We start from the raw sequence: 14,155 nt of genomic DNA on the forward strand, positions 1-14,155 counted from the left end.
CCGCAGCGGATGCCGGGCCAGGACCTCGTCCACCTGAGGCGTCAGCGCCGCCGCAAGCCGCGCCGCCGGGGGAAGCGAGTCGTCGCGCAGCGCCTCCGCGGCGTCGAGAAGCACGCCGCGGCCGGCTTCCCTGGGAACGCCGGCCGCCGCTCGCTCGTAGAGATCGGCGCCCTCTTCGAGGACCAGACCGGGGTCGATGCCGGCCGGCACCTTTATGCCCGCCGTGTGGCGCCAGGTGGCCACCGGATCGCTCCAGGCCTCCACTCGGTACGTCCAGCGGCCGACGGCGTCCGCGGTGACCTCGGCGCCCCAGAGGTCGCTGCCCGGGGCCAGCTCCCGCATCGGCGTCCACGGCCCGGGGCGGCCCTCGGGATCCTTCAGGACGACATTGGCGGCGACGGCGTCGTGCCCCTCCCGGAACACGGTGGCGGTGACCTCGAACGTCTCTCCCACGACCGCCTTGGCCGGCCGGTTGCCGCACTCCACGGCCGGGCGGACGTCCCGTACCGGGACACGGCCGATGGCCCGGGTCCTACTCATGGTCCTCACCTCCACCGTGCTCGGAAGCCGGGCCACGGGCCCGGGTCAGGGGACAAGATGTGCGGGGCTGCTACCGTCCCGCGGGGGAGCGCCGCTCCGCCGTCGGCGGTCTTCGCCGGACCGAGGTGGCCGGGCGGGGCCGTTCGTTCTGCTCCTGGAGACAGGTGACCTGCTGTTCCTGCAAATAGGCGACCTGGTTCGTGCGCAGATACCGCTCGGCCGCGTCCGCCGCCTCCCGCGCGCAGCGCTTGCCCATCAGCACGCAGAGCGTGTAGCCCGAGTCCTCGAACGTGGTCCGCACCGTGCGGTCGTTCGGTGCCGCGAGCATCACGCGTTCCCAGGCCCGGTAACGCCGCAACTGCCGGGCGACTTCGGCTTTGGCGGGTAGCAGCATGGCGCCGATCACCTTTCGGGCTCGAGGGACACGGTCTCCCGACGGTCGGACGGCGGCCGTGCCCACAGCGGCACGGACCCGTAACGGCGATCGAGTTCTTCACACATGGTGCACCGGTGACGACGCAGCGTCTTGTTGGATCCTCAACCAATGGCGGCTCGACTGAGCGGTTGAGGCCATCCGGGCGTGCTCACTTGGGTGTTCGAGGGTCTCAACTGTGCGCTCGTGTTGCACGAACGGGCTAGCACCCTCAGGCTGAGGGTGACTCAGAAGCGATACACGCTCACGTTCCGTGTTCGGGGCTCGTCCCGCAGGACCGCGGGAGCGAGGAGGAGCTGAGCTTCGCGGTGAGGAGCCGACCGATGAAGACCGCAGTGCCCTGCTACTACCACCTCGACGTGGAAGTCAGCCCGGAACGGGTGGGACAGGTCAGCCGCATTCTGGCCGCTCACCTGAGGTTCTGGGACCTGGACAACCTGGTCCAGCCCGTCTGCGGCGGCGCCGAGATGCTGCTCAAGACGATCGACGAACACGCCAGGGACAAGAACACGTCGATCGAGATGTGGTGGAACGGCCAGCACCTGATCACCGCCATCGGGGACAACGACCGCGCCCTGCGCCCGGACCAGGAGCTGCGTGGCTGCCTGGAGCACCTCGCGGCGATGAGCGACGGCTGGGGCTGCTGCGCCACCGAGACCGGCAGCAAGGTCATCTGGTTCTCGCAGCGCGCCCGGGCCGGCGAACGCGTCCCGCTGGTGCCGACCGCGCCCGCCCCGCACCTGCGCGAGGGCCTCGACGTGCCCCGCGAGGTGCGGATCGCCCAGCTGGCCGGTCCGGCCAGTACCCCGGACGAGGTCCTGGAGGAGGCCCGGTGACCCGCCGGCAGACCCGGAAAGGGGTGCCCGCGTGGAGCGGGCGCCCCTACCCGCTGGGCGCGGAGTACGACGGGGAGGGCACGAACTTCGCACTCTTCAGCGAGGTGGCCGAACGCGTCGAGCTGGTCCTCGTCGACGACGACGGCACCCACACCCAGGTGCCGCTGACCGAGGTCGACGGCTTCGTCTGGCACGGCTACCTCCCCGGCGTCGGCCCCGGCCAGCGCTACGGCTACCGCGTGTACGGGCCGTGGGCCCCGGCCGCCGGCCACCGCTGCAACCCGGCGAAGCTGCTCCTCGACCCCTACGCACGCGCGGTCGACGGGCAGATCGACAACCACCCCTCGCTCTACGAACGGAACCCGGACGGCCCCGACCCGGCCGACAGCGCCGGTCACACCATGCTCGGTGTGGTGACCGACCCGGCCTTCGACTGGGGCGACGACACCCGGCCCTGCCGGCCCTACGCCGATACGGTGATCTACGAGGCACACGTCAAGGGCCTGACCCGCACCCACCCCGACATCCCCGCCGAACTCCGCGGCACCTACGCCGGACTCGCACACCCCGCGGCGGTCGAGCACCTCACCTCGCTGGGTGTCACGGCGGTGGAGCTGATGCCGGTGCACCAGTTCGTCCACGACGGCGTGCTGCACGACCGCGGCCTGGCCAACTACTGGGGCTACAACACGATCGGCTTCTTCGCCCCGCACAACGGCTACGCCCATGGCACCCGCGGCCAGCAGGTCGCCGAGTTCAAGTCGATGGTGAAGACGCTGCACGCGGCCGGGCTCGAGGTGATCCTCGACGTGGTCTACAACCACACCGCCGAGGGCAACGAGAAGGGCCCCACCCTGTCCTTCCGAGGCATCGACAACTGCTCGTACTACCGCCTGGTCGACGGCGACTGGGAGCACTACTACGACACCACCGGCACCGGCAACAGCCTGCTGATGCGCCACCCCTACGTCCTTCAGCTGATCATGGACTCGCTGCGCTACTGGGTCACCGAGATGCATGTCGACGGCTTCCGCTTCGACCTCGCGGCCACCCTGGCCCGGCAGTTCCACGAGGTGGACCGGCTGTCGGCGTTCTTCGACCTGATCCAGCAGGACCCGGTGATCAGTCGCGTCAAGCTGATCGCGGAGCCGTGGGACGTCGGCGAGGGCGGCTACCAGGTGGGCAACTTCCCGCCGCTGTGGTCCGAGTGGAACGGCATGTACCGCGACGCCGTGCGGGACTTCTGGCGCGGCGAGGACCACACGCTCGGCGAGTTCGCCTCCCGGCTGACCGGCTCCTCCGACCTGTACCAGCACAGCCGGCGCCGCCCCCGGGCCAGCGTCAACTTCGTCACCGCGCACGACGGTTTCACCCTGCGCGACCTCGTGTCCTACAACGACAAGCACAACGACGGCAACGGCGAGGACAACCAGGACGGCGAGAGCACCAACCGATCCTGGAACTGCGGCGCCGAGGGGTCGACCCGGGACCCGGCGGTGCTGGAGCTGCGCACCCGCCAGCAGCGCAACTTCCTCGCCACGCTGCTGCTGTCCCAGGGCATCCCGATGCTCTGCCACGGCGACGAACTCGGGCGCAGCCAGCGCGGCAACAACAACGCCTACTGCCAGGACAACGAGATCTCCTGGATCGACTGGCGGCTCACCGAGGAACAGCGCGACCTGCTGGAGTTCACCCGGTACGTCATCCGGCTGCGCACCGGACACCCCGTGCTGCGCAGGCGCCGCTTCTTCCTCGGCGAGACCCTGACGCGCGCGGACCAGCCGCTGCCCGACCTGGTGTGGCTGGCTCCGGACGCCCAGGAGATGACCGACGACGACTGGCAGCGCGGCGACGCGCACTCCGTCGGCGTCTTCCTCAACGGCGACGCCATCGCCGAGCCCGACGCGCGCGGCCGCCCGGTGGTCGACGACTCGTTCCTCCTGCTGTTCAACAGCCACTGGGAGCCGGTCGCCTTCCGCCTCCCGGACGCCGCCTACGGCGAACGCTGGACGGCCCTGATCGACACCGCCGAACCGGAGGGCACCCCCGACGAATCGGAACACAAGGCGGGCACGGCCCTGACGGTCGGGTCCCGCAGCATGGTCCTGCTGTCCCGGCCGTCCCGGCGCGCCCGCGACGAGGCGGAGTGACCGGGGGCGGCGGACCCGGTACGGACGCGCGAGTCACCGCTCCCGGCGGGCCGTCACCGTGAACTGTGCGCCGTCGTGGTCGCGCAGCACGGCCTCGTCGCTGCCCTTGGACAGCACGCTGCCGCCGTGCAGTTCCGCGGCCCGGGTGCAGGCCTCGACGTCGTCGACGGTGAAGTGGACCTGCCAGTGCGGCCGGATCGTCGGGTCGGGGGCCGCCTCCAACGCCCCGGACTCGATCCGCGCCACCACGTCGCCGCGGCTGCGCAGCACGACCTCCCCGCCCTCGTAGTGGACCTCGCAGCAACCGGGACTCTCCGACGCCCAGTCGAGGACCTCGCCGTAGAAGATGGCGGCGTCGAAGGCGTCACGCGTGTGCAGCGTGATGAAGGCCGGCTGCGCGTTGCGCCAGGTCTCCCAGTCGGTGAACAGGTCGCCCTCCCAGATCCCGAAGGTCGCCCCGTCCCGGTCGGCCAGCAGTGCCGCCCGCCCCGGCGGCAGCGAGATCGGCCCGACCGCGACCGTGCCCATGCGCTCCTGCACCCGCGCCACCGCGTCGTCCGCGCTCCGCACGGCGAAGTACGGCGTCCACGCCACCGCCATCTGCCACATGGTGGCCACCCCTGCGATCCCGGCCACCGGCGAGCCGTCCGCCAGCGCGATCCGGAACCGGTCGCCGAGCTTGGCCGGCCGCCATTGCCAGCCCAGCACGGCCCCGTAGAACTCTTCGGTCGCCTTGACGTCCCGGCTGGTCAGACTCACCCAGCAGGGCGCGCCGAATACGGAGTGTGATGAGACGACGTCCTTGGTGCCGGAGGGGGTGGGCATGTCGTGGTTCATGGCAGTCGCGTCCTGATCTCGTCGGCCTGGCAGCCACCGGAGGAATGACACCAGTGTCCAACCGGAACCGCTGTGGGCGCCTGCCGAGTACCCCGGCGACGGCACCGAAACGGTGTGGTGGACCGGCCTGGACCGCCCCGGTGGCACCGGGCGGGCCGAGTGACGACGATGGAGGCGTCGGACACTGCGTCAAGGCACTCAAGCACCCCACGAGGCCATGGGGACAGCGGCGCACCGGACCCGGAGGTGACCATGCCCACGGACGGGGGCTCGGAGCGGATCTTCGAGTTGCAGGAAGAGGTCCGGCAGCTGAAGGAGGCGGTCGTCTCCCACGCGGTCGTGGACCAGGCGATCGGGATGGTCGTCGTGCTCGGCCGGATCTCGCCCGACCAGGGCTGGGCCGTGCTGAAGGAGGTCTCCCAGCACACCAACATCAAGCTGCGCAACGTCGCGGAACTGATCCTCGTCTGGGGACGCACCGGTGTGATGCCCCGGGAGATACGGGCCGAGCTGGAGGACGCCCTCGACCGCGCCGGACCGACCCAGATCCCCGAAGCGCCGCCGGAGCAGTGACCCGCCCGGCGGCGCCGACCTGGGATTCCCGGTTCATCTGGCCTCGGTCAGCAGCTCCTCACGCAGATGGGCGAAGCAGCTGCTGAGCAGCCGGGAGACGTGCATCTGCGAGATACCGAGCTGCTCCGCGATGCGGCTCTGCGTCATGCCCTTGAAGAACCGCAGGTAGAGGATGATCCGCTCGCGTTCCGGCAGCGCCTCCAGGCAGGGCTTGACAGCCACGCGGTTGACGACGGTGTCGAAGGCCGGGTCCGGCCCGCCGATCGCGTCCCCGAGGGCGTAGCCGTCCGTGCCGGGCATCTCCGCCTCCAGCGACAGGGCGGAGAAGCACTCCAGGGCCTCCATGCCGGTGCGCACCTCGCCCTCGGTGAGGTGGGCGTACTCGGCGATCTCGGCGACCGTGGGGGAGCGCCCGGGGGTGGTCTGCGACAGCTCCTTGGCGGCGTGCCGCACCCGGTTGCGCAGGTCCTGGACCCGGCGGGGGACGTGCAGCGTCCACATGTGGTCGCGGAAGTGGCGCTTGATCTCGCCGGTGACCGTCGGCACGGCGTAAGCCTCGAAGGCGTTGCCGCGCGCCGGGTCGTAGTGGTCGACGGCCTTGACGAGACCGAGGGCCGCCACCTGGTAGAGGTCCTCCAGGGCCTCGCCACGGCCCCGGAAGCGGACGGCGATCCGCTCGGCCATGGGCAGCCAGGCCTCGACCAGCTCGTCGCGCAGGGCCTTGCGCTCGGGCCCCTCGGGCAGCCGCACGAGACGTTCGAACGCCTCGGCGGTGTCGGGGGCGTCGTCGTGGGGGTGCGTTCTGGGGCTGCCGTCGATACGCATGGTGCGCACCTCCCTGAGCAGGTGCCGAAAGGACAGACACCGTGGGAAGCGCGGACTCGGACCTCACGGAGGGCACCGCGGGCCCGGGCGGCTCCCACGGACGTGCCTCCTGTCCGAAGCACTTCATCGCCCATTCCCGGGCGGGGAGACTACGAAACAATTCCGACAATACGCTCATTTGTGACCTCAGGCGTCCCTGGGGACGGCTGCCGTTTCGAGTGCATTCCTTGACCCCGCCATGGGCCGATTACCTCTGTTGCAGAGCTAATCTCGCCCCATGGAGCCGGAGACCTTCCCCGAAGAGCTGGCCGACGCGCTCGTCGGGGTCCAGCGGCTGATCCGCCGGCGCCTGCGCCGCGAGATGCCCGACCCCCGGCTGCGCGGCGCCGAGGTGGAGCTGCTGCGCCTGGTCATGGCGCGGCCCGGTATCGGCATCTCGGACACGGCCAAGGACCTCGGGCTGGCGGCCAACTCGGTGTCGACCCTGGTCAACCAGCTGGTACAGGCGGGCTACCTGGTCCGCGAGACCGACCCGGCCGACCGGCGGGCCGCCCGGCTGCTGCCCACGCCCGCCGCCGGGACACGGCTGCGCGAGTGGCGCCGCCGCCGCGCCGACCTCGTGCGACGCCATGTGTCGCGGCTCGACGAGACGGACCGCCAGGCACTGCACGCGGCGATCCCGGCCCTGCGCCAGCTGGCCGGAACCCTGCACGAGGAGGCCGAGGAGACATGACCCCGGACACCGGCCGACCACAGGCCGATGCCGTCGTCTGCACCGGGCTCGTCCACGCCTTCGGCGAGACCCGGGCCGTGGACGGACTCGATCTCACGGTCCGGCAGGGCGAGGTCTTCGGACTGCTCGGCCCCAACGGCGCCGGCAAGACCACGGCCATCCGCTGCCTCACCACCCTGCTGCCGGTGCCGGCCGGGACGGTCCGCGTCTTCGGCCACGACGCCGCCGGCGACCGCATGGCCGTACGCCGCCTGCTCGGATACGTGCCGCAGCAACTGTCCGCGGACGCCGGTCTCACGGGGCGGGAGAACGTCTCCCTGTTCGCCCGGGTCTTCGACGTACCGCGCCGGGAACGCGCCGAGCGCGTCGCCCAGGCCCTTGCCGCGGTCGACCTCGCCGACACCGCCGACCGGCTCGCCGCCACCTACTCCGGCGGCATGGTCCGCCGGCTCGAACTAGCCCAGGCCCTGGTCAGCGCCCCGCGGCTGCTGATCCTCGACGAGCCCACGATCGGCCTCGACCCGATCGCCCGCACCGGCGTCTGGGACCACATCGGCGCGATCCGCGCGGCCACCGGCATGACCGTCCTCGTGACCACCCACTACATGGACGAGGCCGACCAGTACTGCGACCGGGTCGCCCTGATGCACCGCGGCCGGATCCGGGCTCTCGGCAGCCCGGCCGAGCTCAGGGAAGGCCTCGGCGCCCGCCGCCGCGCCGCGGGCGCGGCCACGGACACGCTGCCCACGCTGGAGGACGTCTTCCGCGACGTGGCAGGCAGCGGTCTCGACGACGAGGCAGGAGATTTCCGCGATGTCCGAAGCACCCGCCGCACCGCCCGCCGTGTCGGCTGACCCCGCCCGCGGCCACGGCATCGATCTGCTGCTCAAACCGCCGCAGCCCCGCGCGGGCCGGCTGCTGCTGCCCGCCCGTGTCGGCGCGATGTGCGCGGTCGAACTCCAGAAGCTGCGCCACGACCGCACCGAGCTCTACACCCGGGCGGTCCAGCCGGCTCTCTGGCTGCTGATCTTCGGTCAGACCTTCACCCGCATCAGGGCGATCCCCACCGGCGGCATCCCCTACGTCGACTATCTGGCGCCCGGGATCATCGCCCAGTCCGCGATGTTCATCGCCATCTTCTACGGCATCCAGATCATCTGGGAGCGCGACGCCGGCATCCTGAACAAGCTCCTCGTCACGCCGACCCCGCGCTCGGCGCTGATCACCGGCAAGGCGTTCGCGGCGGGCGTGAAGTCGCTCGTCCAGGCGGTCGTGGTTCTCCTCATCGCCGCCCTGCTGGGCGTGGCACTGACCTGGAACCCTCTCAAGCTGTTCGCCGTCGCCGCGATCGTCGTCCTCGGCTCGGCCTTCTTCTCCTGCCTGTCGATGACCATCGCCGGCATCGTCCTCAGCCGCGACCGCCTCATGGGCTTCGGACAGGCGATCACCATGCCGCTGTTCTTCGGCTCCAACGCCCTGTACCCGGTGTCCGTGATGCCGGGCTGGCTCCAGGCGGTCAGTACGGCCAACCCGCTCAGCTACGAGGTGGACGCCCTGCGCGGGCTCCTTCTCGGTACGCCCCACCACTTGGCCTCCGACTTCGCGGTGCTGCTCGTGGCCGCCGCCCTCGGCGTCACCGCGGCCTCGGCCCTGCTGGGCCGTCTGGCCCGTTGATCTTCACTCGTGGAAGTGATGTACGGCACGCCGGGGCAAGCGCTTTCACGAACTGTTTCCGGATAACCGCTGGGCACGGCTTGATCACCGATCAAAAGGGATGAACTGCCTGGCCACAGCGCATTCTGCTCATTTGACAGTGCGCTGAGACCACAGATAGGAAGCAGCTTCCAGAGGTCGAGAGGTGCAGCGTGTACGAGCCGAACGTGGTCGGGGACTGGCAGGAGTACGACGAGCATGCCGGTCTGCGCGTCCGCGTCCACCGTCTGGAACTGGCCGAGCCGCCCCGCGGCCGTGACGACGCCGCAGAGGGGCTGACGTACTTCAGTCTCCGCGTGACCGTCGAGAACCGCGGCAGCCGGCACCTCGGCATCCACCTTGAGGACGGCCAGATCGACGTGCGGATCGGCCCGGAAGGGGAGAGTGCCTTCCTCGACTGGCGCAACTCGCAGTTCATCGAGGGGTTCGACGTCTACCCGCTGCGCCGGGCCACCGCCGTGCTGTACGCGGCCGGCGTCGAGGCGTCCCTGAGCCTCGTGGACGTCCAGGTCCAGCTGCGCGTCGAGGAGGAGTGGGCCGACCGCCGCCTGTGGTCCGGCGGCATCGGTGCGCACGAGGGACCCGGGGCCCAGCAGGGCGCGGTGCGCGACAGCCTGGCCCACCAGGTGAGCGTCTTCCTCCAGGATCAGGCGGGGGAAGGCACCGCCTGATCCCGCGTCAGGGTGCCTGGCCGGTCAGTGCGGGATGCCGTCGATGATCTCGCGGGCGCCCTGGCGCAGCAGCGCCACGGCCACCGACGTGCCGAGCGTGGCCGGGTCGAGCCGGCCCGCCCACTCGTGGGCGTTCAGCCGGGTCTTGCCGTCCGGGGTGAACACGCAGGCCCGCAAGGACAGTTCACCACCGCGGTCCACACGCGCGAACCCGGCGATCGGGCTGTTGCAGTGCCCTTGGAGCACGTGCAGGAACATGCGCTCGGCGGTGGTCTCCCGGTGGGTGTCCGGGTCGCCGAGACCGCTGACCGCGTCGATCAGGTCGGCGTCGTCCTGGCGGCACTGGAGCGCCAGCACGCCCGCGCCGATGGGCGGCATCATCGTCTCGGTGGAGAGAACCTCGCTGATCACGTCCTGCCGGCCGATGCGCTCCAGGCCGGAGACCGCGAGCAGCAGGGCGTCGGCCTCTCCGGCGGCCAGCTTCGCCAGGCGCCGGTTGGCGTTGCCCCGGAACGGCACGCACTCCAGATGCGGATGCGTGGCGGCCAGTTGGGCGACCCGGCGCACCGAGGACGTGCCGATCCGCGTCCCGGCCGGCAGCTCGTCCAGGGCGAGCCCTTCCGGGTGGATCAGGGCGTCCCGGATGTCGTCCCGCTTGAGGAACGCGGCGAACACCGTCCCCGCCGGGAGCGGCCGGTCGGCGGGCACGTCCTTCACGCAGTGCACGGCGAGATCGGCCTCACCGGCCAGCAGCGCAGCGTCGACCTCCTTGGTGAACGCGCCCTTGCCCTCGACCTTGGACAGGTCGCCCATCCACTTGTCGCCGGTGGTCTTCACCGGTACGACCTCGGTGCGCACTCCGGGACGGGCGGCGGCCAGCTCGGCCCGGACTCGCTCCACCTGGGCGAGCGCCATGGGGGAGTCGCGGGAGACGATGCGGATCAGTTCGGGGACGGACATGCCGACACGATAGACCCTCCCGGGGTACGTCCGTGCCGTACCTCCCCCGACCGCCCTTCGGCGTACGTCAGTTCGGGACGAGCGGCTCGCTCAGTTCGACCGCGCGCAGGGCCGCGGCCAGGGCCCGCTCGTCGCCGACATCGAGGGCGGTGTCGGTGAACTTGATGACGTGTTCGTCGCCGTGGGCGAGGGCTCGTTCCAGCACCTCTTGCGCGGTGCGGCCGGGTGAGGGGACGTGGGCGACGGGCTCGGCGGGGGCGTACATGGCGGTGACCGCCGCGGACGCGGTCCACGCCGCGTGCAGGCTCGGTGCCCACAGCTCGCGGGGCAGGGAACCGAGGGTGCGCAGCACGGCGTTGGGTGCCGTCGCCGCGTGCACCAGCATGGTCTCCTCACCGTGGCCGTGGGTGGCGTACCGATGGGTCGTGGCCCGGACCAGCTCGGTCAGGCGTGTCCGTGCCGTGTCCGGGTCGGTCACGTCGCCCGCCCACAGCGGCAAGCGTCGTACGGCCGCCAGCCGGTCGGGAAATCCCCCGCGGGGATCGGCGATCGGCGGCACGGCGTCCAGGGACCGCGCCGCACTCGGCGCGGCGGGCAGGTCGGCGATGCCGGACACGGGGCGGTGCCGGGCGGCCCAGTAGCCCAGCCCGTGCGCGAGTTCGGCGAGCCGCGGCGCGCTCTCACCGGCCTCCAGAGCCCGTACGGCGTGGCCGACGCGGATGACGGGGTGCGTGGAGCCGCCGTACAGCCCGGGCAGCAGCCGTGGCCACCATGTCGCGAGGACGTCCCGCCACGGCTGTTCGGCGAGCGCCCGGCCGAAATACCCGATCCAGTCGGCGGCCCGCTGCGGATCTCCCAGCGCCTCGCGCCAGTTGGCGTGGGTCACGGGTGTCACGGGTGTGGGGAAGTCCTCCAGCTTGGGCCGGTACAGATCCAGCCAGCGGTGCACGGCGCCCGCCTGCCCGTGCGCGGCGAGCGCCTCCACGACCATGGGGGCGTGGTTGGTGAGCCGGCCGAGTCGCTCCGGCCCCGAGGCGTGCAGCCGTTCGAGGGCTTCTTCGAGTGTGCCTGTCGTGTCGTGTGCGTCCATGAGGGGACGCTATGCGGCCGCCCCGCGTCGGCGGATCGGACGCGGGGCGGAAACCGGACCCGGCCGGGGACCTAAGCCTTAGGCAGGAGTGGGTCCGGATCAGGCGTAGGGATCGAAGGCGATGCCGGAGGGCTTGGCCGACGCGAGGTGGTTCGCGAAGTTGCCGTCCTTCAGGCCGAAGTTGGCGCTGCCGAAACCGTAGGACGTGAGCTTGTCGCGCACCCCGGCGGGGTAGCCGTTCCAGCCGACCAGCGGGGGGTACTGCCAGGTGCGCTTGTGGTTCTCCGGCGGCTCGTCGTTCGAGTTCGCGAGACGGAAGCAGTGGGTGCTCACGCCGTCCTTGTGGTAGACGATCTTCGGGTGCGTGCCGTCGAAGCGGACCTGCGACGCCGCGTGCACGCTGAACGAGCCGTGGGCGGACGTCGACACGTACTTGACCTGGTTGTCCTGCACGAACACCGCGACGTGCTCGAAGTCGTGCCGATGGCCGCCGATGCCGCTGCCGGCCACCGCCTGGTCCTTCTCGAAGTAGAGGGCGTACAGGATGGCGCACCAGCCGTTGTTGCACTTGTAGCGCGCGTAGCCGTTGGTGTTGTCCAGGTCCGAGGCGTCGCGGCAGTCGCCGTTGAGCGCGCCGGTCGGGTTGAGCCCGCCGTTGACGGTGCCGTCCGCGCCGACGGCGGGAGTGGAGTAACAGCCGTCGGTGTCGTAGTCGTAGGCGGGCTGGAACGTCTTCTCCAGCGACTCCGCGTTGGCGGGCAGCGCCCGCGGCGGGGCGGCGAAGGCCGTGGCGGGGAAGGCGAGGACGAGGGCGGCGGCACCGGCCAGTCCGGTGAACCATCTCCTGCGGGGTGCGAACGGGCGTGACGACACTGCGTCCTCCTCTTGGGCGCAGCCCAACGGCTGTGGGGGGAAAGGGAGGTTCAGCTTCCAGGGTGAACGCGTCCATGCCAAGAGGAAGGTGTGATCTCAGAGGTGAATCGCACCCCAACAACCGGAGTCCGGGCGCCGTTTCAGACCATGTCGTCCGGGATGTCGGCCGCCGCCTCCTCGGGCGCGAGGTCCGGCCGGAGCCGCAGCCACGACGGCTGCCGCAGCAGGCCCTCCCGGGTGCGGGTGCTGTAGCGGACCTCGCCGACCAGCCGGGGGGCGACCCAGTGCGCGCCCGGAGCGCGCGGGGCGGGGTCGAAGGGGCAGACGTCGGTCGCGGCGGCCCGCAGCAGCCCGGCGAGTTCCGTCCGTTCGGCCTCGCTCCAGCCGGTGCCCACACTCCCGACGTAGCGCAGCCGCCCCGCGGCACGCTGCCCGACCAGCACCGCGCCGGGCAGGCCGGTGAGCCGTCCCTTGCCGGGCTGCCAGCCGCCGACCAGGACGTCCTCGGTGCGCATGTTGCGGATCTTGATCCAGGCCCGGGAGCGCACCCCCGGTTCGTACACCGAGTCCAGCCGTTTGCAGACCAGGCCCTCCATTCCGTGCTCGCGCGTGGCGGCCAGGGCCTGGGCGCCGTGGCCGACGATCGCGGCCGGGGTCGACCAAGAGGGCCCGGCGAGGCCGAGGTCCTCCAGCGCCGCGCGGCGTCGTGCGTACGGGAGCCGGATCAGCGACTGGCCCTCCAGATGCATCAGGTCGAACAGCACGAGATGGACCGGCACCTCCGCCGCCCGCCGCGCCGCCCTCGCGGGCGCGTGCGCCAGCCCCATGCGGGACTGGAGCAACTGGAAGCTCGCCCGGCCCTGTTCGTCCAGGGCCAGGACCTCGCCGTCCAGCACGGCGGGCACGGGACCGAAGGCGGCGCCCAGCGGCCGCAGTTCGGGGTACGCGGCCGTGATGTCCTCCCCGGACCGGGCGCGCAGCAGCACGCTGCCGTCCCCGGGGAGATAGACCACCACGCGCTGGCCGTCCTGCTTGGTCTCATAGGCCCACCGGGCGTCCTGCGCGACGGGCGGCAGGGTGCCGGGCGTGGCGAGCATGGGCGGGATCAGGGGCAGGTCCACGGGTGAGTTGTGGACGTGGCCGGGCCCGGTCACGCGCTTTTCCCGGGTCTTTCCCCTGAACGGCGTCGATGTGGGCGCAAGGCCTCACCGGCACGCCGCGGCGGCGGGTGCTCGGCCTGACTCTGACTCCGGCGTTTTGTTACTTGAGTTAGGCAACGAGATGGTAAAGTGACTCGTATGTCCACACCACCGCTCCCGGACGTCCCCTCCCCGGAAGTCATCGAGATCGAGCGTGCGCTCACCCGTATCACCTACCTGAGCACGCGCGCCCGCCAGCACGACCGGCTGATGGCCCTGGCGGGCGTGCCGCTCGACCGTGCCGCCGTCGCGCTGCTGCGGCAGGTCGCCGACTCCGAGCCGCTGCGGCCCGGCGAGCTCGCCGCCCGGCTGGGAGTGGAGGCCTCGCACGTCACGCGCACGGTGCAGCAGTTGCAGAAGTCGGGCTACGTCACCCGCGTCCCCGACCCCGACGACCGGCGCGCCCAGCGCATCGAGCTCACCGACGCCGGCCGGCAAGCCATCACGAGGATTCGGGAGGCGGGAGTCCGCGGCATGCAGATGGCCCTGTCCGACTGGTCCCCCGAGGAGTTGCGGCAGCTCGCCACCGTCTTCCACCGCATGGTCGACGACTTCCTCGCCCACTCCGTCGACGAGGTGCCCGAACCCCGGCCCGCCCCGGCGGGCCAGGCCTGACCCACCCCGGGTCATCGTGCGGCCGGGTCACGCGGCCCCGCCCGCTCGGCGACCGCCGCTCCCGGCGGTGCGGGCTCGCGCAGCCGGCACAGCAGCAGCCGGCCCAC

At 71.6% G+C, this 14,155-nt stretch carries 16 protein-coding genes; 8 read left to right on the forward strand and 8 right to left on the reverse strand.

Features of this window, described 5'->3' with window-relative positions; translation table 11 throughout:
* Both AOQ53_RS35390 and AOQ53_RS35395 read right to left on the reverse strand, forming a co-directional pair.
* Positions 1–540: maltotransferase domain-containing protein (locus AOQ53_RS35390; protein WP_148640422.1), on the reverse strand; the 540-nt coding region annotated here is incomplete at its 3' end.
* Positions 541–610: 70 nt separating this feature from the next.
* Positions 611–934: a DUF5133 domain-containing protein gene (locus AOQ53_RS35395; RefSeq protein ID WP_059423707.1), complete on the reverse strand. Its 324-nt coding sequence runs from the start codon at positions 932–934 to the stop codon at positions 611–613.
* Between the two features lie 362 nt (positions 935–1,296).
* On the opposite strand from AOQ53_RS35395, the gene AOQ53_RS35400 reads away from it, so the two are divergent.
* Both AOQ53_RS35400 and glgX read left to right on the forward strand, forming a co-directional pair.
* Entirely contained in the window at positions 1,297–1,809 is a 513-nt protein-coding gene (locus AOQ53_RS35400) for a hypothetical protein (protein WP_059423682.1), read from the forward strand.
* Positions 1,806–3,959: a glycogen debranching protein GlgX gene (gene glgX / locus AOQ53_RS35405; RefSeq protein WP_059423683.1), complete on the forward strand. Its 2,154-nt coding sequence runs from the start codon at positions 1,806–1,808 to the stop codon at positions 3,957–3,959. The genes AOQ53_RS35400 and glgX overlap by 4 nt, the downstream gene beginning before the upstream one ends.
* Before the next feature lie 33 nt (positions 3,960–3,992).
* Here the strand turns inward: glgX and AOQ53_RS35410 are convergent, their stop codons facing one another.
* Positions 3,993–4,796, reverse strand: a complete 804-nt coding sequence (locus AOQ53_RS35410) for a VOC family protein (protein ID WP_059423686.1) — start codon at positions 4,794–4,796, stop codon at positions 3,993–3,995.
* Between the two features lie 252 nt (positions 4,797–5,048).
* On the opposite strand from AOQ53_RS35410, the gene AOQ53_RS35415 reads away from it, so the two are divergent.
* Entirely contained in the window at positions 5,049–5,369 is a 321-nt protein-coding gene (locus AOQ53_RS35415) for an ANTAR domain-containing protein (protein ID WP_174523400.1), read from the forward strand.
* A 33-nt stretch (positions 5,370–5,402) separates the two neighbouring features.
* On the opposite strand, the gene AOQ53_RS35420 is transcribed toward AOQ53_RS35415, so the two are convergent.
* The gene (locus AOQ53_RS35420; RefSeq protein ID WP_059423690.1) at positions 5,403–6,194 is read right to left on the reverse strand and encodes an RNA polymerase sigma factor SigF; all 792 of its coding nucleotides are present in this window, start codon (positions 6,192–6,194) and stop codon (positions 5,403–5,405) included.
* Positions 6,195–6,471: 277 nt separating this feature from the next.
* On the opposite strand from AOQ53_RS35420, the gene AOQ53_RS35425 reads away from it, so the two are divergent.
* From AOQ53_RS35425 to AOQ53_RS35440, 4 genes are all read left to right on the forward strand, one after another.
* A complete protein-coding gene (locus AOQ53_RS35425; protein ID WP_059423692.1) occupies positions 6,472–6,927 on the forward strand; it encodes a MarR family winged helix-turn-helix transcriptional regulator in 456 nt (151 codons plus the stop codon).
* Positions 6,924–7,781: an ABC transporter ATP-binding protein gene (locus AOQ53_RS35430; protein ID WP_059423695.1), complete on the forward strand. Its 858-nt coding sequence runs from the start codon at positions 6,924–6,926 to the stop codon at positions 7,779–7,781. Before AOQ53_RS35425 ends, AOQ53_RS35430 begins: the two co-directional genes overlap by 4 nt.
* The gene (locus AOQ53_RS35435) at positions 7,741–8,601 is read left to right on the forward strand and encodes an ABC transporter permease (protein WP_059423697.1); all 861 of its coding nucleotides are present in this window, start codon (positions 7,741–7,743) and stop codon (positions 8,599–8,601) included. The genes AOQ53_RS35430 and AOQ53_RS35435 overlap by 41 nt, the downstream gene beginning before the upstream one ends.
* A 191-nt stretch (positions 8,602–8,792) precedes the next feature.
* Positions 8,793–9,311 carry a hypothetical protein gene (locus AOQ53_RS35440; RefSeq protein ID WP_059423699.1) on the forward strand — a complete coding sequence of 173 codons (519 nt, stop codon included), beginning with the start codon at positions 8,793–8,795 and terminating at the stop codon, positions 9,309–9,311.
* A 24-nt stretch (positions 9,312–9,335) separates the two neighbouring features.
* Here AOQ53_RS35440 and hemC read toward each other — a convergent pair whose 3' ends face one another.
* The 4 genes from hemC to ligD form a co-directional block, all read right to left on the reverse strand.
* Positions 9,336–10,271, reverse strand: a complete 936-nt coding sequence (gene hemC, locus AOQ53_RS35445) for a hydroxymethylbilane synthase (protein ID WP_059423701.1) — start codon at positions 10,269–10,271, stop codon at positions 9,336–9,338.
* Between the two features lie 67 nt (positions 10,272–10,338).
* Complete coding sequence (locus tag AOQ53_RS35450) at positions 10,339–11,361, reverse strand: questin oxidase family protein (RefSeq protein ID WP_059423702.1); 1,023 nt, start codon at positions 11,359–11,361, stop codon at positions 10,339–10,341.
* A gap of 99 nt (positions 11,362–11,460) precedes the next feature.
* Entirely contained in the window at positions 11,461–12,234 is a 774-nt protein-coding gene (locus AOQ53_RS35455; RefSeq protein ID WP_059423704.1) for an NPP1 family protein, read from the reverse strand.
* 140 nt (positions 12,235–12,374) lie between these two features.
* Complete coding sequence (ligD, locus tag AOQ53_RS35460) at positions 12,375–13,355, reverse strand: non-homologous end-joining DNA ligase (protein WP_059423709.1); 981 nt, start codon at positions 13,353–13,355, stop codon at positions 12,375–12,377.
* A 177-nt stretch (positions 13,356–13,532) separates the two neighbouring features.
* On the opposite strand from ligD, the gene AOQ53_RS35465 reads away from it, so the two are divergent.
* Positions 13,533–14,048 carry a MarR family winged helix-turn-helix transcriptional regulator gene (locus tag AOQ53_RS35465; protein ID WP_059423705.1) on the forward strand — a complete coding sequence of 172 codons (516 nt, stop codon included), beginning with the start codon at positions 13,533–13,535 and terminating at the stop codon, positions 14,046–14,048.
* The last annotated feature ends 107 nt before the right edge of the window (positions 14,049–14,155 follow it).

This window comes from Streptomyces azureus (assembly GCF_001270025.1).
In the GTDB taxonomy this organism is placed as follows: Bacteria; Actinomycetota; Actinomycetes; order Streptomycetales; family Streptomycetaceae; genus Streptomyces; species Streptomyces azureus.